General features: G+C 63.3%; 25 protein-coding genes. 18 read left to right on the top strand and 7 right to left on the bottom strand.

Annotated features, from left to right (window positions below; all coding sequences use genetic code 11):
• Positions 1 to 62 precede the first annotated feature (62 nt).
• Genes L0U82_RS31870 through L0U82_RS31850 form a run of 5 tightly spaced genes read right to left on the bottom strand, consistent with a single transcriptional unit; the run spans position 63 to position 3,702 of the window.
• Entirely contained in the window at positions 63 to 533 is a 471-nt protein-coding gene (locus L0U82_RS31870; RefSeq protein WP_233837222.1) for a DUF2269 family protein, read from the bottom strand.
• The gene (locus L0U82_RS31865) at positions 530 to 1,630 is read right to left on the bottom strand and encodes a saccharopine dehydrogenase family protein (protein WP_233837220.1); all 1,101 of its coding nucleotides are present in this window, start codon (positions 1,628 to 1,630) and stop codon (positions 530 to 532) included. Before L0U82_RS31865 ends, L0U82_RS31870 begins: the two co-directional genes overlap by 4 nt.
• Positions 1,631 to 1,671: 41 nt before the next feature.
• Positions 1,672 to 2,610 (bottom strand): phosphatidate cytidylyltransferase, encoded by a 939-nt coding sequence (locus L0U82_RS31860; RefSeq protein WP_233837219.1) that lies wholly within the window; start codon positions 2,608 to 2,610, stop codon positions 1,672 to 1,674.
• Positions 2,611 to 2,612: 2 nt separating this feature from the next.
• Positions 2,613 to 3,230 carry a lysophospholipid acyltransferase family protein gene (locus tag L0U82_RS31855; RefSeq protein WP_233837218.1) on the bottom strand — a complete coding sequence of 206 codons (618 nt, stop codon included), beginning with the start codon at positions 3,228 to 3,230 and terminating at the stop codon, positions 2,613 to 2,615.
• Entirely contained in the window at positions 3,223 to 3,702 is a 480-nt protein-coding gene (locus tag L0U82_RS31850; protein ID WP_233837217.1) for a CDP-alcohol phosphatidyltransferase family protein, read from the bottom strand. Before L0U82_RS31850 ends, L0U82_RS31855 begins: the two co-directional genes overlap by 8 nt.
• Between L0U82_RS31850 and L0U82_RS31845 the strand changes: the two genes are divergently transcribed.
• The 17 genes from L0U82_RS31845 to purF all read left to right on the top strand — a co-directional run bounded on the left by L0U82_RS31845 (position 3,701) and on the right by purF (position 22,103).
• Positions 3,701 to 4,036, top strand: a complete 336-nt coding sequence (locus L0U82_RS31845) for a hypothetical protein (protein ID WP_233837216.1) — start codon at positions 3,701 to 3,703, stop codon at positions 4,034 to 4,036. The genes L0U82_RS31850 and L0U82_RS31845 overlap by 2 nt on opposite strands.
• A gap of 177 nt (positions 4,037 to 4,213) precedes the next feature.
• Positions 4,214 to 5,623, top strand: a complete 1,410-nt coding sequence (leuC, locus tag L0U82_RS31840) for a 3-isopropylmalate dehydratase large subunit (RefSeq protein WP_233837215.1) — start codon at positions 4,214 to 4,216, stop codon at positions 5,621 to 5,623.
• Positions 5,624 to 5,651: 28 nt separating this feature from the next.
• Complete coding sequence (gene leuD, locus L0U82_RS31835; protein WP_233837214.1) at positions 5,652 to 6,305, top strand: 3-isopropylmalate dehydratase small subunit; 654 nt, start codon at positions 5,652 to 5,654, stop codon at positions 6,303 to 6,305.
• A gap of 84 nt (positions 6,306 to 6,389) precedes the next feature.
• A complete protein-coding gene (leuB, locus tag L0U82_RS31830; RefSeq protein ID WP_233837213.1) occupies positions 6,390 to 7,457 on the top strand; it encodes a 3-isopropylmalate dehydrogenase in 1,068 nt (355 codons plus the stop codon).
• Between the two features lie 207 nt (positions 7,458 to 7,664).
• Positions 7,665 to 7,820 (top strand): hypothetical protein, encoded by a 156-nt coding sequence (locus tag L0U82_RS31825; protein ID WP_233837212.1) that lies wholly within the window; start codon positions 7,665 to 7,667, stop codon positions 7,818 to 7,820.
• 84 nt (positions 7,821 to 7,904) lie between these two features.
• On the top strand, positions 7,905 to 9,026 hold the full coding sequence (asd, locus tag L0U82_RS31820; protein ID WP_233837211.1) for an aspartate-semialdehyde dehydrogenase: 1,122 nt from the start codon (positions 7,905 to 7,907) through the stop codon (positions 9,024 to 9,026).
• Between the two features lie 137 nt (positions 9,027 to 9,163).
• On the top strand, positions 9,164 to 11,689 hold the full coding sequence (locus L0U82_RS31815; protein ID WP_233837210.1) for a FimV/HubP family polar landmark protein: 2,526 nt from the start codon (positions 9,164 to 9,166) through the stop codon (positions 11,687 to 11,689).
• Positions 11,686 to 12,498 carry a tRNA pseudouridine(38-40) synthase TruA gene (gene truA, locus L0U82_RS31810; protein ID WP_233837209.1) on the top strand — a complete coding sequence of 271 codons (813 nt, stop codon included), beginning with the start codon at positions 11,686 to 11,688 and terminating at the stop codon, positions 12,496 to 12,498. Before L0U82_RS31815 ends, truA begins: the two co-directional genes overlap by 4 nt.
• Positions 12,495 to 13,205 carry a phosphoribosylanthranilate isomerase gene (locus tag L0U82_RS31805; protein WP_233837578.1) on the top strand — a complete coding sequence of 237 codons (711 nt, stop codon included), beginning with the start codon at positions 12,495 to 12,497 and terminating at the stop codon, positions 13,203 to 13,205. Before truA ends, L0U82_RS31805 begins: the two co-directional genes overlap by 4 nt.
• 60 nt (positions 13,206 to 13,265) lie before the next feature.
• Positions 13,266 to 14,459 carry a tryptophan synthase subunit beta gene (gene trpB / locus L0U82_RS31800; RefSeq protein WP_233837208.1) on the top strand — a complete coding sequence of 398 codons (1,194 nt, stop codon included), beginning with the start codon at positions 13,266 to 13,268 and terminating at the stop codon, positions 14,457 to 14,459.
• 9 nt (positions 14,460 to 14,468) lie between these two features.
• Complete coding sequence (locus tag L0U82_RS31795) at positions 14,469 to 15,395, top strand: DNA-methyltransferase (protein WP_233837206.1); 927 nt, start codon at positions 14,469 to 14,471, stop codon at positions 15,393 to 15,395.
• 83 nt (positions 15,396 to 15,478) lie between these two features.
• On the top strand, positions 15,479 to 16,291 hold the full coding sequence (trpA, locus tag L0U82_RS31790; protein ID WP_233837205.1) for a tryptophan synthase subunit alpha: 813 nt from the start codon (positions 15,479 to 15,481) through the stop codon (positions 16,289 to 16,291).
• A 78-nt stretch (positions 16,292 to 16,369) separates the two neighbouring features.
• Positions 16,370 to 17,242, top strand: a complete 873-nt coding sequence (accD, locus tag L0U82_RS31785) for an acetyl-CoA carboxylase, carboxyltransferase subunit beta (RefSeq protein WP_233837204.1) — start codon at positions 16,370 to 16,372, stop codon at positions 17,240 to 17,242.
• Positions 17,243 to 17,616: 374 nt separating this feature from the next.
• Positions 17,617 to 18,927 (top strand): bifunctional tetrahydrofolate synthase/dihydrofolate synthase, encoded by a 1,311-nt coding sequence (folC, locus tag L0U82_RS31780; RefSeq protein WP_233837203.1) that lies wholly within the window; start codon positions 17,617 to 17,619, stop codon positions 18,925 to 18,927.
• Positions 18,928 to 18,956: 29 nt separating this feature from the next.
• Positions 18,957 to 19,904 carry an SPOR domain-containing protein gene (locus L0U82_RS31775; protein ID WP_233837202.1) on the top strand — a complete coding sequence of 316 codons (948 nt, stop codon included), beginning with the start codon at positions 18,957 to 18,959 and terminating at the stop codon, positions 19,902 to 19,904.
• A gap of 7 nt (positions 19,905 to 19,911) precedes the next feature.
• Entirely contained in the window at positions 19,912 to 20,463 is a 552-nt protein-coding gene (locus L0U82_RS31770; protein ID WP_233837201.1) for a CvpA family protein, read from the top strand.
• Between the two features lie 89 nt (positions 20,464 to 20,552).
• Complete coding sequence (gene purF / locus L0U82_RS31765) at positions 20,553 to 22,103, top strand: amidophosphoribosyltransferase (protein WP_233837200.1); 1,551 nt, start codon at positions 20,553 to 20,555, stop codon at positions 22,101 to 22,103.
• Between the two features lie 139 nt (positions 22,104 to 22,242).
• Here the strand turns inward: purF and L0U82_RS31760 are convergent, their stop codons facing one another.
• Positions 22,243 to 23,022, bottom strand: a complete 780-nt coding sequence (locus L0U82_RS31760) for an AraC family transcriptional regulator (protein WP_233837199.1) — start codon at positions 23,020 to 23,022, stop codon at positions 22,243 to 22,245.
• Positions 23,023 to 23,055: 33 nt separating this feature from the next.
• Positions 23,056 to 23,397, bottom strand: a complete 342-nt coding sequence (locus tag L0U82_RS31755) for an FKBP-type peptidyl-prolyl cis-trans isomerase (protein ID WP_075304892.1) — start codon at positions 23,395 to 23,397, stop codon at positions 23,056 to 23,058.
• Positions 23,398 to 23,613: 216 nt separating this feature from the next.
• On the opposite strand from L0U82_RS31755, the gene L0U82_RS31750 reads away from it, so the two are divergent.
• Positions 23,614 to 24,447 (top strand): sensor histidine kinase, encoded by an 834-nt coding sequence (locus tag L0U82_RS31750; protein ID WP_233837197.1) that lies wholly within the window; start codon positions 23,614 to 23,616, stop codon positions 24,445 to 24,447.
• Positions 24,448 to 24,514 lie beyond the last annotated feature (67 nt).

The following is a 24,514-nucleotide window of genomic DNA, read 5'->3' as shown; positions in this document are numbered from 1 at the left end:
CAACGGGTTACCGTTGGGGCGTTTTGCTTTGCTCTGCCGCACGCGTATGCCGCGAGCCGAATTCATAGCGTGGGCTTGGACACCATCAACCAATACACGCCGACGAGAGCGCTGAAGGCCGGCACGCCCAGCCAGAACCAGGCGCGCGCGTATCGCCAGTACTGTGGTGGGAGCGCGGTACTTCCTGCATCGGCGATCCGCGCCATATCGCGCATTCGTATCTGCAGCCACACGACCGGAAGCCAGCAGCATCCCGCGAGCAGATACAGGCAAATTGCGTAGAAGATCCATCCGCTGAACACCGCGTAGCCGGCGGGATAAGCGAGGCCGAGACCAGTCAGCGGTTGCAGGATGACGGCAGGGGTCGTGAAAACCCAGTCAGCCAGCACAGTGCGTTCTGTTACGACGCGGATCGCTCTGACGTCCCCGCTGCGGTCAGTGATCCACTTGAAAAATGCGATGCCGATTCCGGTACCGAACAGAATGGTCGAACTCAGGATGTGAATGCATTTGAGGACGAGATAGGTATTCATGCAGGCACTTCGTGAATGTCGAACTCCTGCAACGTGGCGAGGTAGTCTTCAACGGTGAGCAGACCGACGCAGGGCATCGCGCCGCGAGGCAAGCTATCTCCGCGCACCAGTTTTCGCGCGAGCGCGATGGCCGCGCCGCATGGAATGTACGGACCGTGGTTTCTTGCCGCGACGAGATGCCAATCGAGTTTTTGTGGCTTGCCGTCGAGGCCGACTCCTTCCAGCGACACGAACATTCCCCCTTTGTCGCTGACGAAGGGTTCGAGCCAGCGACTTATCGCATGTAGAGGTGCTGCGAGCGGCAGGATGCTGGAAATCAGGCCGACACGCACCAGTTGCGACGCCATCCACACGACCAGGTGTCCGGGCGCGCTGGCGAAGCCGGCGTGAAACGTGACGGTACGCACATCGGGATAACGGCGCGGGAACAGATCCAGATCGGGGACATCGCAACTGCCGAGAAGGCGATTGCCGACAGGCTCGGGGAATGGATAACGCCGCAAATCGAGCCAGCCGCGAGCAGTTTGCCAATGCCCGTCCACCAGCCGGCGAAACGGCTTTCCGCAATACCCGAATACGCCCTGCATCGTCGCGAGCCCCGGAGACCTTGCGCCGGAGCCGATGCCATGACGGATCGAATCGAGACGCGAGAACCGGCTTAGATAGCGATCGACGACGGCCGACGACAGCGCCGGCAGCGAACTCGCACCGCTTGTCACGAATACACCGCGTTCGCTGGCCTCGGCGTTCAGTTGCTCGATGCCGGCGACAAAATCGCGGCCGTCGGCCAGGTCGATGTAATTCGCGCCGGCGGCAATCGATGCGCGAGCCACCGCATAGTCCTGCCGTTGAAAGGGCCCGGCCGTGTGGATCACGGAGTCGACGCCGAGGTCGCGAAAGCGCTGCGCGAGCTCCGTTGCGCGGGCGTCGATGGCGATGCCGTGCGAGGGCTCAAGACCGAGCCGCGTGGTGACAATCCTGGCCCGCGCAATGTCGCGGCCGCCGATCAGAAGACGGACACCTTCGAGCCGCGCGAGCGCCTCGCAGATGCGTTCGCCAAAAAAGCCGTATCCGCCGATCACGAGAATGGTGTGCATGTTTTGTTGTTGCGGGTTGGTCCATGCCCGATGGTGCAATTTCAGCTCGTTGGTACGAGAAAGTACCGCGTCAGATGAAAAAAGATCGGCGCGGCAAAGCAGATCGAATCGACCCGATCGAGCATGCCGCCGTGACCGGCGATCATGACCCCCCAGTCCTTTGCGCCCATCGACCGTTTGACGGCGGAAAGCACGAGACCGCCAATAAAGCCGCCGATCACCGTGACCGCCGACATCAGCGCGGCCTGCCACAGATTGAACGGCGTGAGCCCATGCAGCAGCGTACCGAGGCAAATCGCGAGCAGACCGCCGCCGATCAGGCCTTCCCATGTTTTCGACGGGCTCACGAGCGGCGACAGCTTGTGCTTGCCCCACAGCTTGCCGCAGACATACTGGAAGACGTCGCTCGATTGCACGACCAGCAGGAAGAACAGCAGCAACGGCCCGTTGTTATCGAAGTAGTGAGGCAACGGCAGCAACAGCAGAGCCGGCGCGTAACTCAGCGAGTAGACACACACCATCAGCGCCCACTGGATCTTCGCGTTGCGTTCGAGGAAATCGGTGGTGTCCTGAGCGAATGCGCTGGCCGCCGACAGCACGAAGAACACGTACACCGGCATGAAGATCGTGAACAGGCCGTACCAGTGAAACGCGACCAGCAGATACTGCACCGGCAGCGCGACGTAATAGGCGAGCACGAGTGCCCAGTAGTCGGCGGGCTTGGTCGGCGTCAGCGTGATGAATTCGCGCAGCGCAAAAAACGAACAGATAAAAAACAGAAACAGCGTCGCATACGGTCCGAGCCAAAGCGCGACGGTGACGATCGCGATCATCACCCACCATGCCCAGATGCGTTGATTCATGTTGATGATCGTCGCGTTGCCGGCATCCAGTTTTGCGCGTAGCACGATCCCAGCCACCGTGAACAGCGACAGCAGCACGAGAATGTCGACGATCGTGATCCAGAAAACATGTGGCATCGCTATCCCCGTACCGAATGTTGAAGCTGGATGACGGCATTGCGCGCCACGTCAAGGAATTCGTCTTTGCTGAGAGTCGCCGCGCCGGGCACCGGGTCGCCGAACGAGACCTGGCAGTTGATCGGTACAGGCAGCAGCTTGCCTTTCGGCATCGCGCGCACGAGATCCGACAGATGCACGGGTACGAGCCGCACATCCGGGAACTCGCGTGACAGCCAGTAAAGGCCGCTCTTGAACGGACCGATTTCGCCGGTCTGGCTGCGCGTGCCTTCGGGGAAAATGATGATCGACCAGCCGGCCGCGAGCGCCTCGCGTACGAGCTTCAGCGGGTCTTCGCCTTCGGCGCTTTGACGCGTCACATAGACCACGCCCAACACGCGATTGGCGATGAAGCGGCGCATCGGCGTGGCATCCCAGTAGTCGCGCGCTGCAGCGGGGCGCACGCTCGTGCGCAAGTCCGGTGGCAGCGCGGCCAGAATGGCAAGCGTATCGACGTGACTCGAATGATTGGCGAAATAGATGGTTTGCTGCGCGGATGGCGGCGTGTTCGCGAAGCGGCCGCGTGCACCGACCACGAGGCGCACGACGCCAAGCAGCCAGCGTTGCATCACGTTACGCATGGCCGGATTCCTCCGCTCGTTGCGGCGTGCCGTGCAGATCGCGCACGAGTGCGCGCGTGCGTGTCACGCAGGTCAGTGCGCTGCCCGCGGCGATGATCGCGAGGCCCACGATCAGACACACATGATTCCAATGCAGCGCTATTTCGACGACCGTCGCGGCGCAGGCGAGCGTCAGAACGGCCATCCGATGCTGTTTGGCCATCGGCCCGATGAAGCGTTGCGGTAGCCCCACCGAGCCGCCGAATACGCGCACATAGGCCGTCAGCGCGGCGAACAGCGCGGCCGCCCAGCCGAGCGACGGCACAGCGGCCGCATAGCCCGCGCCGACCAGCAACACGCTGTCCGCGATGCGATCCGGGAACTCGTTGAAAAGCGGCCCGGCGATGGACTTCTTGCCGCCTTCAACGGCGACGAGTCCGTCGATCACGTTGCACAGCAGCCGTAGCTGGATACACGCGATGGCGACCAGCATGGCGACTGTGCTGTCGATTCGAAGCAGCGCCAACGCACCGACGATCGCAAAGACCGCGCTCGCGCAGGAGATCTGGTTGGGTGTGATGCGCGTGCCGGCGAGAAAGCTGGACAGCGCGACGATTGCCTTGTTGGAGCGCGATTTGATTGGGCGTCGGTTGTCGTCCATGAGGCGCGAGCGAGTGGTCGGGTTGGATGTGTTCGGCGCACTATACATCGGCAGTTTGCGTCACGTCGTTAAAGAATGTCCGGCTTTTTTGTCAGTTTTGCGCTTGCCGCAAAGTACTGGGGCCTGGTGTGTGTATCGGCATCAACATATCGTGATCGAAGCCTGATCGAAGCCTCGCGTTTTCCGCCGCGCTTGCCGGGTAACACCCATACAGGTATCGCCACTACCACCCAACTCCCTGTTTTTTATCGGTTTTTTGCGCGGTTGAGGAGCCCACGGCGCGGTGCTGCGTGGCATAATCGATCGACACAGTCAGCCCGCAGTCACAACTACCCCGCATACCATGGCACAGACTCTCTACGACAAATTGTGGAACACCCACGTGGTCCACACCGAAGACGACGGCACCACGATTCTCTATATCGACCGTCATCTGCTGCATGAAGTGACCAGCCCGCAGGCATTCGAAGGCCTGAAGCTGGCGGAGCGTCCGGTGTGGCGCATCAGCGCGAACCTGGCCGTGTCCGACCACAACGTGCCGACCACCGATCGCAGCCACGGCATCGCCGATCCGGTCTCAAAGCTGCAGGTCGACACGCTCGACACGAACTGCGACGCCTACGGCATCACCCAGTTCAAGATGAACGATCTGCGTCAGGGCATCGTTCACATCATCGGGCCGGAGCAGGGCGCGACGCTGCCGGGCATGACGATCGTCTGCGGCGATTCGCACACGTCCACGCACGGCGCGTTCGGCGCGCTCGCGCACGGCATCGGCACGTCGGAAGTCGAGCATGTGCTGGCCACGCAAACGCTGCTGCAAAAGAAGAGCAAGAACATGCTCGTGAAGGTCGAGGGCCAACTGCCGCGCGGTTGTACCGCGAAGGACATCGTGCTCGCGATCATCGGCAAGATCGGCACCGCGGGCGGCACCGGCTACGCGATCGAATTCGGCGGCTCGACCATTCGCGCGCTGTCGATGGAAGGCCGCATGACGGTCTGCAACATGGCGATCGAAGCGGGCGCGCGCGCCGGCATGGTCGCCGTCGACGACACCACGGTCGAATACCTGAAGGGCCGTCCGTTCTCGCCGCAGGGCGTCGAGTGGGATCACGCGGTCGAGTACTGGAAGCAGTTCAAGTCGGACGAAGGCGCGCATTTCGATCGCGTGGTCGAACTGAACGCCGCCGAAATCGTGCCGCAGGTCACGTGGGGCACGTCGCCGGAAATGGTCATGCCGGTGGACGGCCGCGTGCCGGATCCCGAGCGCGAGAAAGACCCGGTCAAGCGCGACGCGATGGAACGCGCGCTCAAGTACATGGCGCTGGAACCGAACGCGCCGATCGAGTCGATCAAGCCGGACAAGATCTTCATCGGGTCGTGCACCAACGCGCGTATCGAAGACATTCGCGCCGCGGCTTACGTGGTGAAAAAGCTGGGCCGTCGTGTGGCGTCGAACATCCGTCTGGCGATGGTCGTGCCGGGTTCGGGTCTCGTGAAGGCGCAGGCGGAGCGCGAAGGCCTCGACAAGGTCTTTACCGATGCCGGCTTCGAATGGCGCGAGCCGGGCTGCTCGATGTGTCTCGCGATGAACGCCGACCGGCTCGAGCCGGGCGAGCGTTGCGCGTCGACGTCGAATCGTAATTTCGAAGGTCGTCAGGGCGCCGGTGGCCGCACTCATCTGGTGAGCCCCGCGATGGCCGCGGCGGCGGCGATCGAAGGGCACTTCGTCGACATTCGCCGGCTCGGCTAAATCGCATTCTTGAACAGGCGTAAGCGTCATGGATAAATTCATCGTACACACCGGCGTCGTGGCGCCGCTCGATCGCGAGAACGTCGACACGGACGCGATCATTCCGAAGCAGTTCCTGAAGTCGATCAAGCGCACGGGTTTCGGTCCGAATGCATTCGACGAATGGCGTTACCTCGACCACGGCGAGCCGGGTCAGGACAACTCGAAGCGTCCGCTGAACCCGGATTTCGTGCTGAATCAGCCGCGTTATCAGGGCGCATCGGTACTGCTCGCGCGCAAGAACTTCGGTTGCGGCAGCTCGCGTGAGCACGCGCCGTGGGCGTTGCAGCAATACGGCTTTCGCGCGCTGATCGCGCCGAGCTTCGCCGATATCTTCTACAACAACTGCTTCAAGAACGGTCTGCTGCCGATCGTGCTGACCGAACAGCAGGTCGATCATCTGTTCAACGAAACCTACGCATTCAACGGTTTCCAGCTGACCATCGACCTCGAAGCGCAAGTCGTGCGCACCGCCGATGGCGGCACCGAATATCCGTTCGAAGTCGCGGCGTTCCGCAAGTACTGCCTGCTGAACGGGTTCGACGATATCGGCCTCACGCTGCGTCACGCGGACAAGATCCGCCAGTACGAAGCGGAGCGTCTCGCGAAGCAGCCGTGGCTCAATCATCGCCTCGTCGGTTAAACGGGTGACGGCTCGAGGTGCGCGCCTGCGCGCGCACCGGCTCACCGCCTGAAAAGTCTCAGAAAAAACCATCAAGGAATTCGCATGAAGATCGCAGTGTTGCCGGGCGACGGCATCGGTCCCGAAATCGTCAAGGAAGCCGTCAAGGTTCTCAACGTGCTCGGCGAGAAATTCGAACTCGAAGAAGCGCCGGTGGGCGGCGCGGGCTACGAAGCAAAGGGCCATCCGCTGCCCGATTCGACGCTTGCGCTCGCGAAAGAAGCCGACGCAATTCTGTTCGGCGCGGTCGGCGACTGGAAATACGACAAGCTCGAACGCGCGCTGCGTCCGGAGCAGGCGATTCTCGGTCTGCGCAAGCATCTCGAACTGTTCGCGAACTTCCGTCCGGCAATCTGCTATCCGCAACTGACGGCTGCATCGTCGCTGAAGGAAGAGATCGTGTCGGGTCTCGACATCCTGATCGTGCGCGAACTGAACGGCGACATCTATTTCGGCGCGCCGCGTGGCGTGCGTACGTCGCCGGACGGTCTGTTTGCCGGCGCGAAGGAAGGCTTCGACACGATGCGTTATTCGGAGCCCGAAGTGCGCCGTATTGCGCACGTCGCGTTCCAGGCAGCGCAAAAGCGTGACAAGAAGCTGACCTCGGTCGACAAGGCCAATGTGCTCGAAACGTCGCAGTTCTGGAAGGACGTGATGATCGACGTGGCGAAGGAATATCCGGACGTCGAGCTGTCGCATATGTACGTCGACAACGCGGCAATGCAGCTCGTCAAGGCGCCGAAGTCGTTCGACGTGATCGTGACCGGCAACATGTTCGGCGACATCCTGTCCGACGAGGCCGCCATGCTGACGGGCTCGATCGGCATGCTGCCGTCGGCATCGCTCGATAAAAACAACAAGGGCCTGTACGAGCCGTCGCATGGTTCCGCACCGGATATCGCCGGCAAGGGCGTGGCCAATCCGCTCGCCACGATCCTCTCCGCCGCGATGATGCTGCGCTATTCGCTGAACAAGGCGGAGCAGGCGGACCGCATCGAAACCGCGGTGAAGAAGGTGCTCGAACAGGGTTATCGCACCGGCGACATTCTCACGCCGGGTTGCAAGCAGGTCGGCACCGCCGCGATGGGCGATGCCGTCGTCGCCGCGTTGTAAAAGCTGACCCGGAACGCGCGGAAATCGCGCGTTCCGATGGTAAGCAAGTCGTAGGCTTAAGGCGGTTAATTTGCCGTCGAGCTATTTCCTAAAAGCGGCTTTTAAAGGTTTTAAAACGCGAATTAGTCCGGAAGCGGGCTAATTCGCGTGTAGTTCGCTGAATATGGGGCTGGCTGCGGCAATCGCGGTAGTCGGCATGCGGTTTTCGTGTATATTGTTGCGATGGCTCAGATCTCCCAAATCTCCTCGATTTCCAAGCAGCACGGCACAATTGCCGGCGCAATCGAGTTCGCCATCACCATCCAAACGCTGATTACAGCGCGCATTAAAACGATTACCCCGAAAACGATCACGAAGCGCTGATCGTCCGTCGTGCCCGCCCATCTTCCCCGCGCGGTCACTGCGGGCAAAGATGCGGGGAAGTATCCATTCGAAGGGTTTGAAGTCATGAACGTAGGTCTCGTAGGTTGGCGCGGTATGGTCGGCAGCGTCCTGATGCAACGCATGCAGCAGGAAGGCGATTTCGACTTGATCGAACCGGTGTTTTTCAGCACCAGCAACACGGGCGGCAACGCGCCGTCGTTCGCCAAAAACGAGACCAAGCTCAAGGATGCGACAAGCATCGACGACCTGAAGAAGTGCGACGCGATCATCTCGTGCCAGGGCGGTGACTACACCAACGAAGTGTTTCCGAAGCTGCGCGCGGCAGGCTGGAACGGCTACTGGATCGACGCGGCATCGTCGCTGCGTATGAAGGACGACGCGGTCATCATCCTCGATCCGGTCAACCTCGACGTGATCAAGAACGCGCTGGTCAAAGGTCAGAAGAATTTCATCGGCGGCAACTGCACGGTCAGCCTGATGCTGATGGCGCTCGGCGGCCTGTTCCGCGAAAACCTCGTCGACTGGATGACGGCGATGACCTACCAGGCCGCATCGGGCGCTGGCGCGCAGAACATGCGTGAACTGCTGTCGCAGATGGGCACGCTGCATGGCGCGGTGAAAAGCGAACTGGCCGATCCGGCTTCGGCGATTCTCGACATCGACCGTCGCGTGCTCGAAGCGATGAACAGCGACAGCATGCCGACCGACCACTTCGGCGTGCCGCTCGCGGGCTCGCTGATTCCGTGGATCGACAAGGATCTCGGCAACGGCATGTCGAAGGAAGAATGGAAGGGCGGCGCGGAAACCAACAAGATTCTCGGCAAGCCGGCGATGGGCACGCCGGGTTCCATTCCGGTCGACGGTCTGTGCGTTCGGATCGGCGCGATGCGTTGCCATTCGCAGGCGCTGACGATCAAGCTGAACAAGGACGTGCCGCTCGACGAAGTGAACAGCATCCTCGCGTCGGGCAACGACTGGGTGAAGGTCGTGCCGAACGAACGCGAAGCATCGATGCGCGATCTGTCCCCGGCGGTTGTCACGGGCACGCTGACGGTGCCGGTCGGCCGCGTGCGCAAGCTCGCGATGGGCGGCGAATATCTGTCGGCATTCACGGTTGGAGATCAGTTGCTGTGGGGTGCTGCTGAACCGCTGCGTCGCATGCTTCGCATTGTGCTCGACAAGTAAAGTAAACTACGCGCTCGACGCGTAAGACAACTCAAGAAGCGTCGCGCTTGCGCGGCGCTTTTTTCATTGTGTGCTCCGATTATCTTGTCTCTTTCCATTCGCAAAATAGGCCGCGCACTGACGCGCCAGGAGTTCCGATGAACCTTCGACGCTCCTCTCTTCGGGCTATGTCCATCCTTCCCGACAACGATCGATTCAAACGCCGCGCGGTAGCCTTGGCCGCAGGCGCCGCTTTGGCTTTTGCGCTGGCTGGCAGTGTGAGCAGCGCGACGGCTGCGCCGACCAGTGCCGCGAGTGCGCCGGATGCCGGTTCAGCCCCGGTAGCGGGCAGCCAGTACACGGTGCGGGCCGGGCAATCGCTGAACGACGTGGCGATCGCCATCACGCAATCGCACGACAAAGCGGTACTTGCTCGCGCGACGCGCGCGCTGTTCGATACGAATTCGTCCGCGTTCATGAATCACGATCCCAGCCGGCTGCGGGTGGGCGCGATACTGACTGTGCCGGCACTCGATGCGTCGGGTGCGTTGGCGGCTTCCGCGGCTTCGTCGGCTGGCGCTGCGAGTGCGCCGGGTGAGTCTGGTGCGGCTGCGTCTGCGGCGCCCGCATCGGCGGCGGCGCCGGCTTCCGCGCCGGAGGCAGCGGCGACCAGTACCGCGAGCAATGCTGCTCAGGCCAACAGCGCTGCAGCGAGCGAGGCGGGGGCGGCGGCTCGCGCAACCACGCCGGCCACAGCTGAAGTTTCCGGCGCGGCCAGTGCGCCGGCCGGAGCGAGTGCGGCGACGTCGACCGAAGCGGCAGCGGGGAGCACGGCTTCGTCCGCGCCGGCAGCCGGGTCCGCGGCACAGCCGGCGAGCGGTACGCAGGAATGGACCGGATCGGTCCAACCGGCGGCGAGTGCATCTGCCGCTACTGCGCCCGCGACGGCGAGCGCGCAGCCGGCGTCTCATCCGCAGGTATCGAGCCTGCAGCAATTGTTGGCGCTGAAAAACCGCGTGCTGATGGAGTTGCAGAAACATGGCATCGGCGGTGCGCCGGCGGCTTCAGGCACTGCGCCGGCGAGCGTTGCGCAACCTGCTGCGGGGACGTCGTCCGCAGCGGTGGCTGCGGCGCCGGGCCACGCGAGTGTGGCGGCGGCGCCGTCGGATGCTGGCGGCATGTCGCAACGGGATCTGAGCATTGCCGCTGCCGTTGGCGCGGCACTGGTCGTGTTGCTGGCGGCTTTGCGCATCGGTCGACGCAAGCGCCAGAAGGCCGCCGATGCGGACGATTCTTCGGCGACGAACGCCGAATTGGCTCAATCGGCGCAATCGGATACCGCACGGGATGACGAAGTTGCGCGGCAGGCTGCCATTGCGGCGGCGGCTGAGCATGCGTCGGCGGAGCAGGCTGAGGCAGAGCGCGTGGCGGCCGAGCGGGCTGCAGCCGAGCGGGCCGAGGCAGAGCGCGCGGCAGCAGAGCGCGCAGCGGCCGAGCAGGCGGCAGCCGAACAAGCAGCAGCGGAGCAGGCCGAGGCGGAGCGCGCGGCAGCAGAGCGTGCGGCGGCTGCGCAGGCAGCAGCGGAACAAGCCGCCGCCGAGCAAGCAGCAGCAGAGCAAGCGGCCGCTGAACGCGCAGCAGCGGAAAGCGCAGCGGCACAGCAAGCAGCTGCCGAACAAGCCGCTACCGAGCGCACGGCTACCGAACGCGCAGCGGCGGACCACCCCACCCCAGAACCACAAACCCCCGAGCACCACGCCACACCCGAGCCGACCGCATCGACACACTCGAGCGCGGACCATCTTGCCGCTTCCACCCCCGGAAGCGACACCGAGGCCGATTCCCCCGCAGCCCCGCATCACGAAAACCTCGGCAGCGCAGCCACCGCGGCAAACCTCGCCGCCGCGGCGGAACTTGGCGCCGAGGCATTGCCACTGGGAGCGCTCGAACCGACCGAGGCCGCGGACGAGCACGCGCATCGCCTGCAATGGGACGACGAGCCCACAGCGAGCACGAGCACAACGGCAGACGCGAGCCCGACAGAAACCAGCCCGACCGCACCCGAAACACCAGCGGCCGAAGAACCGCCGACGCCATTCAACTCGCCGCTACCCGAGACCGATTTCGCGCAACCCGAGCTCGAACCGCATGCGACGTTGCTGAACGAGCCGGTAATACAGCCGCCCGCCGACTTCCCGCGCGATGCCGTCGACGCGTTCAACAGTCTCGACATGCCGCTGCCGCCGCGCATCGAAATGCCGGCGAGCAGCGCGGTCACCTCGGGCTCGCTGTCGGTGCAACCGGTCGCATCGCCGGAAACGACCGCTCAGCAGGCTTTCCCTGCTCCCGAGCCGGACAGCGACGCGCCGCATATCGCCGATGAAATCGCGGCAGGTACAGCGGGTCACGGGGCCGTCGCGGGTCTCGGCGCGGCCGGCTTCGGCGCACTGAAGCTCGACTTCGACCTCGAGTTGCCGCCGAGCCCGGCCCAGCCTCTGCCGGCATTCACGCCGGCCGACCTCGGCCGCATCGCGCGCAACAAGCTCGAACTGGCCTCCGAGTACATCGAGCTGGGCGACCTCGCCGGCGCGCGCGCGTTGATCAACGAAGTGATCGAAGCGAACGATCCGGCCACGCGCAACGAAGCGCGCGCGTTGCTTTCGACCCTCGCGCCGCTGTCGTGAAGCGTATTGCGCTAGGGGTTCAGTACGACGGCGCGGCGTTCGCCGGCTGGCAGTCGCAACCGCATGGCAACACCGTGCAGGACGAACTCGAGCGGGCGCTGCGCGAATTCACGCAGACGCCCGTGCATACGACCGTCGCCGGCCGTACCGACCGCGGCGTGCACGGGCTCGGCCAGGTCGTGCATTTCGATACCGAGCTCGACCGTGTCGACATTTCGTGGGTGCGCGGCCCCAATGCATTTCTGCCGAAGACGGTCGGCGTGCAGTGGGCCAAGCCGATGCCAGGAGACTTTCACGCGCGTTTTTCAGCATTCGAGCGGACCTATTACTACGTGCTGTACGTGAGTCCCGTGCGTTCGCCGATGCTGACGACGCGCGCCGGCTGGGTGCATACGCCGCTCGACATCGATGCAATGCGCGCGGCCGCTGTGCATCTGATCGGCGAACACGACTTTTCGGCGTTTCGCTCGTCGCAATGTCAGTCGAAGACGCCGTTCAAGCATCTGTATCAGATCGACGTGAAAAAGCAGGGCAACTTCGTGCATTTCCGCTTTCGCGCGAATGCATTCCTGCATCACATGGTGCGTAACCTGATGGGCTGTCTGATCGAAATCGGCAGCGGGCGCCGGCCGGCCGCATGGATGGCCGACGTGCTCGCGAGCCGCAGCCGCGACTGTGCCGCACCGACCTTCATGCCGGATGGTCTGTACCTCGCGCAGGTGGGCTATCCTGAACAATTCGCCGTGCCCGCGCCGGTAACAGGCAGCGTGCCGTGGAGCAGCGTATGGACCGACCAAACGGAAACATGAAAGCCGTCGAGAACCCCACCAGCGAGGCCGGCGCCGATGTCGGGCAGCGCGTGCCGCATCGCACTCGCATCAAGTTGTGCGGGCTGTCCAAACCCGAAGACATTTCTCATGCGATCGATCTCGGCGCCGACGCGATCGGCCTCGTGTTCTATCCGCCGAGCCCGCGCTCGGTGAGCGTCGCGCAGGCGGTCGAGCTCGTGCACGACGTGCCGCCGTTCGTATCGGTCGTCGGTCTGTTCGTCAATGCGACGCCGGACTGGATTCGCGAAGTCGCGAGCAACGTCAATCTGACGCTGCTGCAGTTTCATGGCGATGAGACGCCCGAGCAGTGCGAAGCCCTTGCCAGCATTGCGGGTTTGCCTTGGTTGCGGGCGTTGCGGATTGCAGCGGATACTCAACCGGCCGATTTGGTAAAATCCGCTTTCAATTATTCAGCCGCCAGTGGTCTCCTGTTCGACACGCATGTCGACGGCTATGGCGGCGGTGGGAAGGTTTTCGATTGGTCACTTATTCCAGCAGAGCTCGCGCATCGGGCCGTTTTGAGTGGTGGGTTGAACGCGCAAAACGTCAGTGATGCGATCCATCGCGTGCGCCCGTACGCGGTCGATGTCTCGAGCGGCATCGAAGTAACGGGCGCCAGGGGCGTGAAAGATCACGCCCGGATGGCGGCATTCGTACGCGCGGTGCGCGCGGCGGACGCTGAATGATTCAGGCTCGCGGCGCTTTCGCAATGAAAGCCCCGAACCCTACTGAGAAGAGTGATCACCATGTATAACTTGCCTGACGAAAGAGGCCACTTCGGCCAATTTGGCGGCGTGTTCGTCGCCGAAACGCTGTTTTCCGCGCTCAACGAACTGCGCGAAGCCTACGAGAAATTTCAGAAAGACCCGGAATTCGTCGCCGAATACGAGCGCGAACTGAAGTACTTCGTGGGTCGTCCTTCCCCGATTTATCACGCGCAACGTTGGAGCGAATTGCTCGGCGGCGCGCAGGTTTATCTGAAGCGCGAAGACCTCAACCACACTGGCGCGCACAAAATCAACAACGTAATCGGCCAGGCGCTGCTCGCAAAACGCATGGGTAAGCCCCGCGTGATCGCGGAAACCGGCGCCGGTCAGCATGGCGTGGCCACCGCAACGATCGCTGCGCGCTTCGGCATGGAGTGCGTGGTCTACATGGGCTCCGAGGACGTACGCCGTCAGGCTGCCAATGTGTACCGGATGAAGCTGCTCGGCGCGACCGTCGTGCCGGTCGAATCGGGATCGCGCACGCTGAAGGATGCGCTGAACGAAGCGATGCGCGACTGGGTCACGAACGTCGAAAACACGTTCTACATCATCGGCACCGTTGCGGGTCCGCATCCGTATCCGATGATGGTGCGCGATTTCCAACGTGTGATCGGCGACGAATGCCGCGTGCAGATGCCCGAGCAGGCCGGCCGCCAGCCGGATGCGGTGATCGCATGCGTCGGCGGCGGTTCGAACGCGATGGGCATCTTTTACCCGTACATCGATGACGCTTCGGTGCAGTTGATCGGCGTTGAGGCAGCCGGCGACGGCATCGAAACCGGCCGCCACGCGGCATCGCTGATCGGCGGCAGCCCCGGCGTGCTGCACGGCAACCGTACCTATCTGTTGCAGGACGAAGACGGTCAGATCATCGAGACGCATTCGGTCTCGGCCGGCCTCGACTACCCGGGCGTCGGCCCTGAGCATGCGTGGCTAAAAGACAGCAATCGCGCGCAATACGTCGGCATCACCGACGAAGAAGCGCTGAAGGCATTTCACGATTGCTGTCGCATCGAGGGCATCATCCCCGCGCTCGAGTCGAGCCACGCGCTCGCGTACGCGACGAAGCTCGCGCCGACTTTGCCGAAGGACAAAATCCTGCTGGTCAACCTGTCGGGCCGCGGCGACAAGGACATGCACACGGTCGCCGAGCGATCGGGCATCCAGTTCTGAGTCGCGACGATGCGTGACGAGTTCGACGAGCCGCAGCCGGCGAGTGAAGCCGCGGTCGACACCGCGAATCCGGCCGCCAAAGTACCGGCGGACGCGGCACCCACGCCACTACTGGCGCAGGTGCCGGCCGGCATACAGCTGTTGAACCGCGATTTTCTGACCGATGTAGTCAATATCCCCGACGGCTCGATCGACCTGATCGTTTGCGATCCGCCCTACGGGCTCGGCAAGGACTATGGCAACGATTCCGATATGCGCACCGGCGAGGAATTTCTCGACTGGACGCGATCCTGGCTGGAGTTGGCAATTCCGAAGCTCAAGCCGTCGGGTTCGCTGTACATCTTCTGCACCTGGCAATACGCGCCGGAAATCTTCAGCTTTCTGAAGACAAAACTCACGATGATCAACGAAATCATCTGGGACCGGCGCGTGCCGAGCATGGGCGGCACGACGCGCCGCTTTACGTCGGTGCACGACAACATCGGTTTTTTCGCGGTGTCGAAGGACTATTTCTTCGATCTCGATCCCGTCCGCATCCCGTACGATGCAGTCACGAAGAAGGCGCGTTCGCGTAAGTTGTTCGAAGGAAGCAAGTGGTTGGAGCTTGGCTACAATCCGAAGGATGTCTGGTCGATCTCGCGGCTGCATCGGCAACACGCCGAACGCGTCGCGCACCCGACCCAGAAGCCCGTGGAAATCGTCGAGCGAATGGTGCTTTCCAGTTGTCCGAAGGGCGGCCGCGTGCTCGACCCGTTCATGGGCAGCGGCACCACCGCGGTCGCTTGCGTTCGTCATCAGCGTGAATTCGTCGGCTATGAAATCAACGAAAGCTATTGCGCGATAGCGCGCGAGCGCGTGAGCGCCGCCGCATCTCCTCCCGTCACGCGTCGAAGCCGCGCTCGGCCAAAGGTGCAACCGCCGACCGAAGTGCAGTGAAAGCGTGAGCGACACACGATGCCGTGAAATGCGATAAAAAAGCACGGCAATGAGCGCAGTAGCCCAAATTCGAGAATATTTCCATGTCCCGTATCAAGAACACGTTCGCCGCACTGTCCGCCCAAGGTAAGAAAGGCTTGATCCCGTTCATGACGGCTGGCGACCCGGACCCGGCTCGCACCGTCGAATTCATGCACGCGCTCGCCGCTGGCGGCGCGGATGTGATCGAACTCGGCGTGCCGTTTTCCGACCCGATGGCCGACGGCCCGGTGATCCAGCAGTCGTCCGAGCGTGCGTTGGCGCGCGGCGTGTCGCTGCGCCACGTACTCGCCGACGTCAAGCGCTTTCGCGAGACCGACGACAAGACCCCCGTCGTGCTGATGGGCTACGCGAATCCGATCGAACGGATGGGCGCCGAAGCCTTTGCGAAGGCAGCGCAGGAGGCTGGTGTCGATGGCGTGCTGGTGGTCGACTACCCGCCGGAAGAAAGCGCCGAATTCGCTGAAAAGATGCGTTCTGCGGAGATCGATCCGATATTTCTGCTCGCGCCGACGTCGACCGACGAACGGATCGCCGAAGTCGGCCGGATTGCCAGCGGCTACGTCTACTATGTGTCGCTGAAAGGGGTGACGGGCGCGGCAAATCTGGACGTTTCCAGCATCGCGAGTAAAATCCCGGCCATCAAGTCGCGCGTCCCCCTGCCGGTGGGCGTCGGTTTCGGTATCCGCGACGCGCAAACGGCGCGCGCGGTGGCCGGTGTGGCCGACGCCGTCGTGATCGGCAGCCGTATCGTTCAATTGCTGGAACAGGCTGCGCCCGACGCTGCCGCCGAGACGCTGACGCGCTTCATCGCCGAAGTGCGCGAAGCGCTCGATAGCGTCGCGACTGCCCGATAACAGTTATTTTTGTCGCGGTAACGTGAGCGGCGGGCTTGTCCCGCCGTTTGCGCGACTGCTGACCCAGAAGGATTCCCTATGAGCTGGCTCGATAAGCTGCTGCCGCCGAAAATCAAACAAACCGACCCGAAGAGCCGCAAGGGGATTCCGGAAGGCCTGTGGATCAAGTGCCCGTCGTGCGAAGCCGTGCTGTATCGCAATGACGTCGAGGCCAATCTGCATGTTTGCCCGAAGTGCGACCACCATATGCGCATCGGCGCACGCGAGCGGCTCGACGGCTTGCTCGATGCGGAAGGCCGCTATGAAATCGGTCAGGAAATCGTTCCGGTCGATGCGCTGAAGTTCAAGGACAGCCGCAAGTATCCTGAGCGCATCAAGGAAGCGATGGACGAAACCGACGAAACCGATGCAATGGTCGTGATGGGCGGCGCGATTCATACGCTGCCGGTCGTGGTCGCGTGCTTCGAGTTTTCGTTCATGGGCGGCTCGATGGGTTCGGTGGTCGGTGAGCGCTTTGCTCGCGGCGCGCAGAATGCGCTCGAGCAGAAGGTGCCGTTTATCTGCGTGACCGCTTCGGGCGGCGCGCGGATGCAGGAAAGCCTGCTGTCGCTGATGCAGATGGCGAAAACCACTGCGATGCTGACGAAGCTGGCCGAAGCCAGGCTGCCGTTCATTTCCGTGCTGACCGACCCGACGATGGGCGGGGTATCGGCAAGTTTTGCGTTCCTCGGTGATGTCGTGATTGCCGAGCCGAAGGCGCTGATCGGTTTTGCCGGCCCGCGCGTGATCGAGCAGACCGTTCGCGAGAAACTGCCGGAAGGCTTCCAGCGCGCCGAGTTTCTGCTGCAGAAGGGCGCGATCGATATGATCGTCGACCGCCGCAAGCTGCGCGAAGAGATTGCGCAATTGCTGGCGCTGTTGAGTCATCAGCCGGCGGACGCTGTCGCGTAAGGCCGGATAGCAGGGACTCGTCGCCGTTTCATCTTTCATCGTCGTATAAAACGCGTGCGATGACGATGGCCTGAAGGCAATCAAAAACATAGCGCGCCGCGTGAGCAATCAAGCGGCGCGCTGTCATTTCCGCGATAATTGCGGTCTCCTGCGCTGCGGAGGCAATTGGAAGCGAAGCGGCTGCGGCCTTGTGTACGGGTTTGTGCGCATAAACTGCGCGGCGGCGTCGCACACTGGGTTACCACCCACGCCGTCACAACCGGCAACGCGGCACAGCCGCTTTCCCCCGGCATTCATCCGCAAGAAGCGCTGAACCTCAGCACCGCAGAACCGAACCACCGCGAACCAACCGCGATTCACTCAAGATTCACCCGATGACGACATTCCCCACCCTCGACGCGTGGCTCACGCACCTTGAATCCGCGCATCCGGTCGGTATCGACATGGGTTTGGGCCGAATCTCCAAGGTACGCGACGCGATGCAGCTGTCGTTCGCGTGCCCGATCATCACGGTCGGCGGCACGAACGGCAAGGGCTCGACCTGCGCGATTCTCGAAGCGATCCTGCTGCGCGCGGGCTACACGGTAGGCTGTCATACGTCGCCGCATCTGCTGTCGTTCAACGAGCGGGCGCGCGTCAACGGCGCGATGGCAAGCGATGAGGAATTGCTGCCGCACTTCGAAGCGGTCGAAACCGCACGGCTGAGCCTCGCAGAACCGGTCACGCTGACGTATTTCGAATTCACCACGCTCGCGATCATGAGCCTGTTCGCCTCGCGCGGCCTCGACGCGGTGATTTTCGAAGTCGGCCTCGGCGGACGTCTCGATGCGGTCAATATCCTCGACACCGACTGCGCGATCATCACCAGCATCGACCTCGATCACACCGACTATCTCGGCGATACGCGCGAGAAAATCGCCTTCGAAAAAGCCGGCATTTTCCGTCCGGGCAAGCCGGCGATCTGCGCCGATCCGGTACCGCCGCAAACGTTGATCGATCATGCCGAAAAAATCGGCGCCGAATTGTGGCTGTTCGGCCGCGATTTCCGCTATGAAGGCCAGGCGGGCAGCGAGCGTCAGCAATGGAGCTACGTCGGCCCGACGATGCGACGTTCGTCGCTCGCCTACCCGTCGCTGCGTGGCGCGAATCAACTGATCAATACCTCGGCGGCGCTGGCCGGTCTCGAGGCGTTGCGCGATCGCTTGCCGGTGTCGGCGCAAGACATCCGCCTCGGTATCGCCAATGTGGATCTGCCGGGACGTTTTCAGGTGCTGCCCGGCAAGCCGTCCATCGTGCTCGACGTCGGCCACAACCCGCACGCGGCCGCGGTGCTCGGCCAAAATCTCGGCAACATGGGCTTTTTTCCATATACGTACGCGGTGTTCGGCGCGATGCGCGACAAGGACATCGCCGGCGTGCTCAATCATCTGAAGGGCGAGGTCGATCACTGGTGCGTGACCGATCTGCCGACTCCACGCGCCGCGTCGGCGCAGGAACTCGAAGCGACCTTGCGCGAACTCGGTGTCGAGGACGGCACCGATAGCAGCGTGACGCGCTACACGACCCCCGCTGAAGCTTTCCAGGATGCGCTAAAACGTGCGTCGGAGAATGATAGAATTGTCGTTTTCGGCAGTTTCTATACGGTAGCGGGTGTGATGGCCTACCGGAAATCGCAGCAACACTGAGCGGGCACCAGGCTCGAACCAAGCGATTCATGGGAATTTTCTCGTTCGGCAAGAAAGACGACGCGCCCGGCCGGCGCGGCGCAAACACCAGTTCCAGTCGGCCCGCCCGGGGTGAGCGCGTCGAGCGGCGTACGCGCCGCACCGAGCGCGCGGTCGATGCCGATGCGATGCTGCTCGACCCGACGTTGCCGGAAAAGCAGCGCGCGCGTCGCCGGCTGGTTGGCGCGATCGCGCTGGTCGTGGCGGCCGTGATCATCCTGCCGATGGTGCTGGATTCGCATCCGAAGCCCGTCACCGACGACATCTCCATCGATATCCCTAGCCGTCCGGCACCGAAACTCGCCAGATCCGCCGCCAACGAAGACGTGCAAGCGGGCGTCGCACCGGACAATCCGCCTGCCGCCGATGCAGGCGTCGCCGCTTCCGGCCTCGCTCCGGCAACCACCGCGGCGGCCGCACCGGCAACCGCCTCCGCCGCGAAGCCAGCCCAGACGGCTCAATCGACCGCGAAGCCAGCCCAATCGGCCCAGTCGGCCGCCACCAAACCAGACACGCACACCACCGCCGCGGCCAAGCCCACGGCGAAACCGCAAACCCAGGCGCTCGCCGCCAACACCGCTCCCGCGGCACCCGCCAAGCAGGCGAAAGCGCCAGCCGCCGCGACCTCGAACGACGACGACACGAACACCGCAGCCAGCGCGGACGCGAACTCCGGCACGCCGGCCTCGCCGCCCGGCAATCGTTTCGCGGTTCAGCTCGGCGCATTTGCGAACGAAGCGAACGCGCGCAATTGGGCCGCGAAGTTGAAAGCGGCGGGTGTACCCGCATATATCGAACATCGTAAGCAGGCAGACGGCTCGACGTTGACGCTGCTGCGCGCCGGTCCGTTCGCAGACCGCGCCGCCGCCACGGAAGCCATCGCGAAGGTGCGCGGGGCGGGCCTGATGTCGGGCTCGAGCGGCGGCACCGCACAGTAAGCCAGCGATGTTCACTGCGTTCGACTACGCTGTAATGGCGGTGATTGGCTTGTCGGCACTGCGCGGCGCCTGGCGCGGTCTGCTGTCGGAAGTGTTTGGCCTGATCGGCTGGGTCGCGGCGTTTTTTCTGGCTTGCGAGTTTGTCGGCTATGTTGTCCCTTACATCCCGTCCAACTGGCCGGGTGGTGCGTTGACCCAGTGGCTGCTGGCTTTCTCGCTCATCGTGATCGGCGTCGTGCTGGTCGCGAGCGTGGTCAGCGCATTGCTCAGCCGCCTCGTGCAGGTCACGGGGCTCGGCGGCGCAGACCGCTCGCTTGGTTTGATGTTCGGCCTCGTACGCGGGGTCGTTCTGGTGCTAATTCTGGTCGCCCTCGCAGGCTTGACCGAATTGCCCAAACAGGAATTCTGGCGCAACGCGCTGCTTCGTCCGTATGCGGTCGAAGGCGTGCGTGCAATGAAACCGTTGCTTCCCGAGGCGCTCGCCGCATACGTCCATGTGGACGATCCGGGCACCGAAAGCAATGCGCAACAGGACTCCGGCGCACGCCGGCTGCCTTGACGTCGTAACGCGTACCGCCGCGTCAGCGGGTGTACGCGGTCACAGGCACCGGTTGCCATCACGAATTTCGTACCTTTGAAGGACATGCCATGTGCGGCATCGTAGGCGTAGTTTCCCATTCTCCGGTCAACCAGCTGATCTATGACAGCCTGCTGCTGCTGCAGCACCGCGGTCAGGATGCCGCCGGCATCGCGACGGCGAACGGCAGCAATTTCCACATGCACAAGGCCAACGGCATGGTGCGCGACGTGTTCCGCACGCGCAACATGCGCAGCCTGCCGGGCACGACTGGTATCGGCCAGGTCCGCTATCCGACCGCCGGTTCCGCATCGAGCGAAGAAGAAGCGCAGCCGTTCTACGTGAACGCTCCGTTCGGCCTGATCCTCGCGCACAACGGCAATCTGACCAACTGGCAACAACTGAAAGATGAGATGTTCCGCATCGATCGGCGCCACGTGAACACCAATTCCGATACCGAAGTGCTGCTCAACGTGTTCGCGCACGAATTGCAGTTGTCGAGTTCGGGCCTGCAGCTCGATCCGGCCGCGCTGTTCAAGGCGGTGTCGGGCGTGCATCGGCGGGTGCGCGGCTCGTATGCGATCGTCGCGCTGATCGCCGGTTACGGCCTGCTCGGAGTGCGTGACCCGTTCGGTATCCGTCCGCTGTGTATCGGCAAGCTGGAAACGGCTGAAGGCGTCGAATGGATGCTGGCGTCGGAATCGGTGGCAATCGAAGGTATCGGTTTCGAATTCGTGCGTGACGTGCAGCCGGGCGAGGCGATTTTTATCGACGCCGAAGGCAATCTGCACTCGCAGCAGTGCGCGACGACGCCGAGCCTGAACCCGTGCATTTTCGAACTCGTGTATCTGGCGCGTCCGGATTCGGTGCTGGATGGCGTGCCGGTCTATAACGTGCGTCTGCGCATGGGCGACTATCTCGCCGAGAAGGTCCGCCGCGAGCTGCCCGACGTCGCGATCGACGTCGTGATGCCGATTCCCGACTCGTCTCGCCCGGCCGCGATGCAGGTCGCGAAGAAGCTGGGCGTTGAGTATCGCGAGGGCTTCTTCAAGAACCGCTATGTGGGCCGCACCTTCATCATGCCGGGCCAGGCGGTGCGCAAGAAGTCGGTGCGCCAGAAGCTGAACGCGATGGGCATCGAGTTCAAGGGCAAGAACGTGCTGATCGTCGACGACTCGATCGTGCGCGGCACCACGTCGCATGAAATCGTGCAGATGGCGCGCGATGCGGGCGCGAATAAGGTGATTTTCGCGTCGGCGGCGCCGCCGGTGAAGTTCCCGAACGTGTACGGCATCGATATGCCGACGCGCGGCGAACTCGTCGCGCATGGCCGTTCGGACGAGGAAGTCGCGCGCATGATCGGCGCCGATCACCTCGTGTATCAGGACGTCGATGCGCTGAAGCAGGCGGTGCGCGACATCAACCCGGCGCTGAAGGAATTCGAGGCATCGTGCTTCGACGGCAACTACGTAACTGGCGACGTGACGACCGAGTACCTCGATCGCATCGAACGCGCGCGTCTTGCGCCGTCGTCGCAATCGGATCGCGATGCCGCGAGCGAGGCAATCGACGGTGGCGCCCCGGCGCGTTCGCAGCTGCATCTGCAACTGTCGGTGAATTGAGCAAGCATCGGGGGCGGAACGCTGCGGTCATTCGCTCCCGCCCCCGCTTTTCCGCACATGAAAAAGCCCGCTTATGCTGACGCAGAAGCGGGCTTTTTGCTGCCATCCCGCGCCGCGGTACACCATGCCGCGCCAACCCTCAATGCCTCAACGCCCGCCATTGCCCGGGCGCCAGCCCGAAGCGTCTTGTGAATGCATGCGTATAAGCACTCTGATCGCCAAAACCGATATCGAGCGCAATATCCGTCAATGACAGACGCGGATCCGCAAGCAGCGTGATCGACGTATCGAGCCGCAGTCGCTGCAAATAGCGATGCGGCGTTTCGCCAAACGCGTCGATAAAAAGCTGATGAAAGCGCCGCATACCGAAGCCGCAATGCGCGGCGAGGTCTGCGATACGCAGCGGTTCCGACAAATGCGCGCGTAGCCAGTGGTCGATGCGCGCGAAATCGAGACCGGCGCCCTCGGCTTGAGTGCCGGCGAGCGCACCGCGATCGGCGACGAGCGCTGCGCCAAGACGCGCCGCGGCATCCCAATGAAAGCGACGATTGTCGACGGCATCGCCCTCGGCGCCGCCCGCCGCATGCGCGGCGATCCGATGCACGAGCTGCGCGACCGACGCATCGACGGTCACAGCCCGCGCGCGCTCGAAGAGCCGCTCCGGTACGGCCAACGACGTGGCCGGCAAGTCGAGCACCAGTTGCCGGTTCGAGCCGACGCCCGCGTAGTCGTGCCGCGCGCCGGCCGGGATCAGCCATGCGGAGCCGGCGTCGATCTGCTGCGCGACGCCGTCTACCGCCATCACCATCGCGCCGTCGAGCCCGAGCACGACCTGATGAAAATCATGCACGTCCGACGCTTCGACCGCGCCATAGCAGCGCAGCGAAACGTTAGGGGCGGTGACGGCGGCGTGGCTCACAAAAACAGCTTAGGTCGGGCTAAAACGCCCAGCTCAGACTTCGAGCAGTTCGACTTCGAACACCAGCGTCGCATTCGGCGGAATCACGCCGCCCGCGCCGCGCACGCCGTAGCCGAGTTGCGGCGGAATGGTCAGCTTGCGCGTGCCGCCGACCTTCATACCTTGCACGCCTTCGTCCCAGCCCTTGATGACCATGCCGCCGCCCAGCACGAACGCGAACGGGTCGTTGCGGTCCTTGCTCGAGTCGAACTTCTGGCCGTCGGTGAGCCAGCCCGTGTAGTGCACGGTCACGGTCTTGCCGGCTACTGCCTCGGCGCCGGTGCCTTCCACGAGGTCTTCGTATTTCAGGCCGGATTCGGTCGTCACAGTCGACATGCGTCGCTCCTTTGATCAAAACGTAAAACCGACATTGTAGGCGGGTTGATGCCCCATCGCCCGAGTATTGCGGACGATTGTCGGGCCTTGTCGTGGGTGCCCGCGTGGCACGCGGATTGCGGCGCTGTTGGCCGTTCGGCCAGGCTGGCCGGGCCGGACGGGATGCCTATAATGAGGCTTCCTTCCATCATCCAGCATTGCCTGAGAGGCTCGACCGTGACAACGTCTTCAACTGGGATTGCTGGCGCCCAGCCGGCAACTGCTGGCCTCGTCATCTCCGAACGCAGCGCGCGTCTGCGCGCCGAAACCGCGTTATTCATGCGCGATCATGTGTTGTCGCTGGTGTCGCACGATCTGCGCGGTCCATTGAATGCGATCCATAGCTGGGCGTACGTGCTCGAACGCAAGCTCGATGCGAACGACCCCAATTCGCAGCGCGCGATCACCGGGATTCGCAGCGGCGTCGATCAGCAGGTGAAGCTGCTCGAAACGATCGTCGACACGACGCGCGCCGAAACGAAAGCGCTGGTGCTCGCGTATGCGCCGTTCCCACTGCATCCGCTGCTCGATGAAACCATCGAGGAGGTGCGTAGCGGACTCGCCCGCTCGCGCGGCGTCGAACTCAGGCTCGACTCGCAGCTCGCCACCGAGCAGTTGAACGGCGACCGCGAGCGTCTAACCGCTGCCTTGTGGCTGATGCTCACCTTCGCGGTCGAAGCGAGCACGCGCGGCGCCGAGGTCGCGCTGGCCACGCGCGCGGACACCGGCGCATGGCATGTGAGCGTCGCGTATGAGCCGAGCCAGGCGCTCAACGACGCCGCATTACCGCATATGCTCGAAGCGTTTGCGCGCAGGCAGGCCGGCGAGCCGCGCGAGGCCAAGCGCATCGCCTGGGTATTCGCGCTGTGCAAGCGCGTCGCCGAAGCGCACGGCGGCAGCTTCGAGCAAGGCGACGCGGTGGAAGCGGGCGAGGCGGCCGCACAGAACGGCCGCCCCAGCACCGCCACGCTCGCACTGCGCATACCGCTCACCGCGTCCGCGCCGAAATGAGCGCCGTGCACGAACGCGCGGTGTGGCTCGACATTCGCGCGTGATTAACTTTTCAACGAGCTTTCGC

The sequence above is a fragment of the Paraburkholderia sp. ZP32-5 genome, from assembly GCF_021390495.1.
GTDB lineage: Bacteria > Pseudomonadota > Gammaproteobacteria > Burkholderiales > Burkholderiaceae > Paraburkholderia.
The sequence above is the reverse complement of the archived record's forward strand: the minus strand, read 5'-3'. Positions and strand labels throughout refer to the sequence as shown.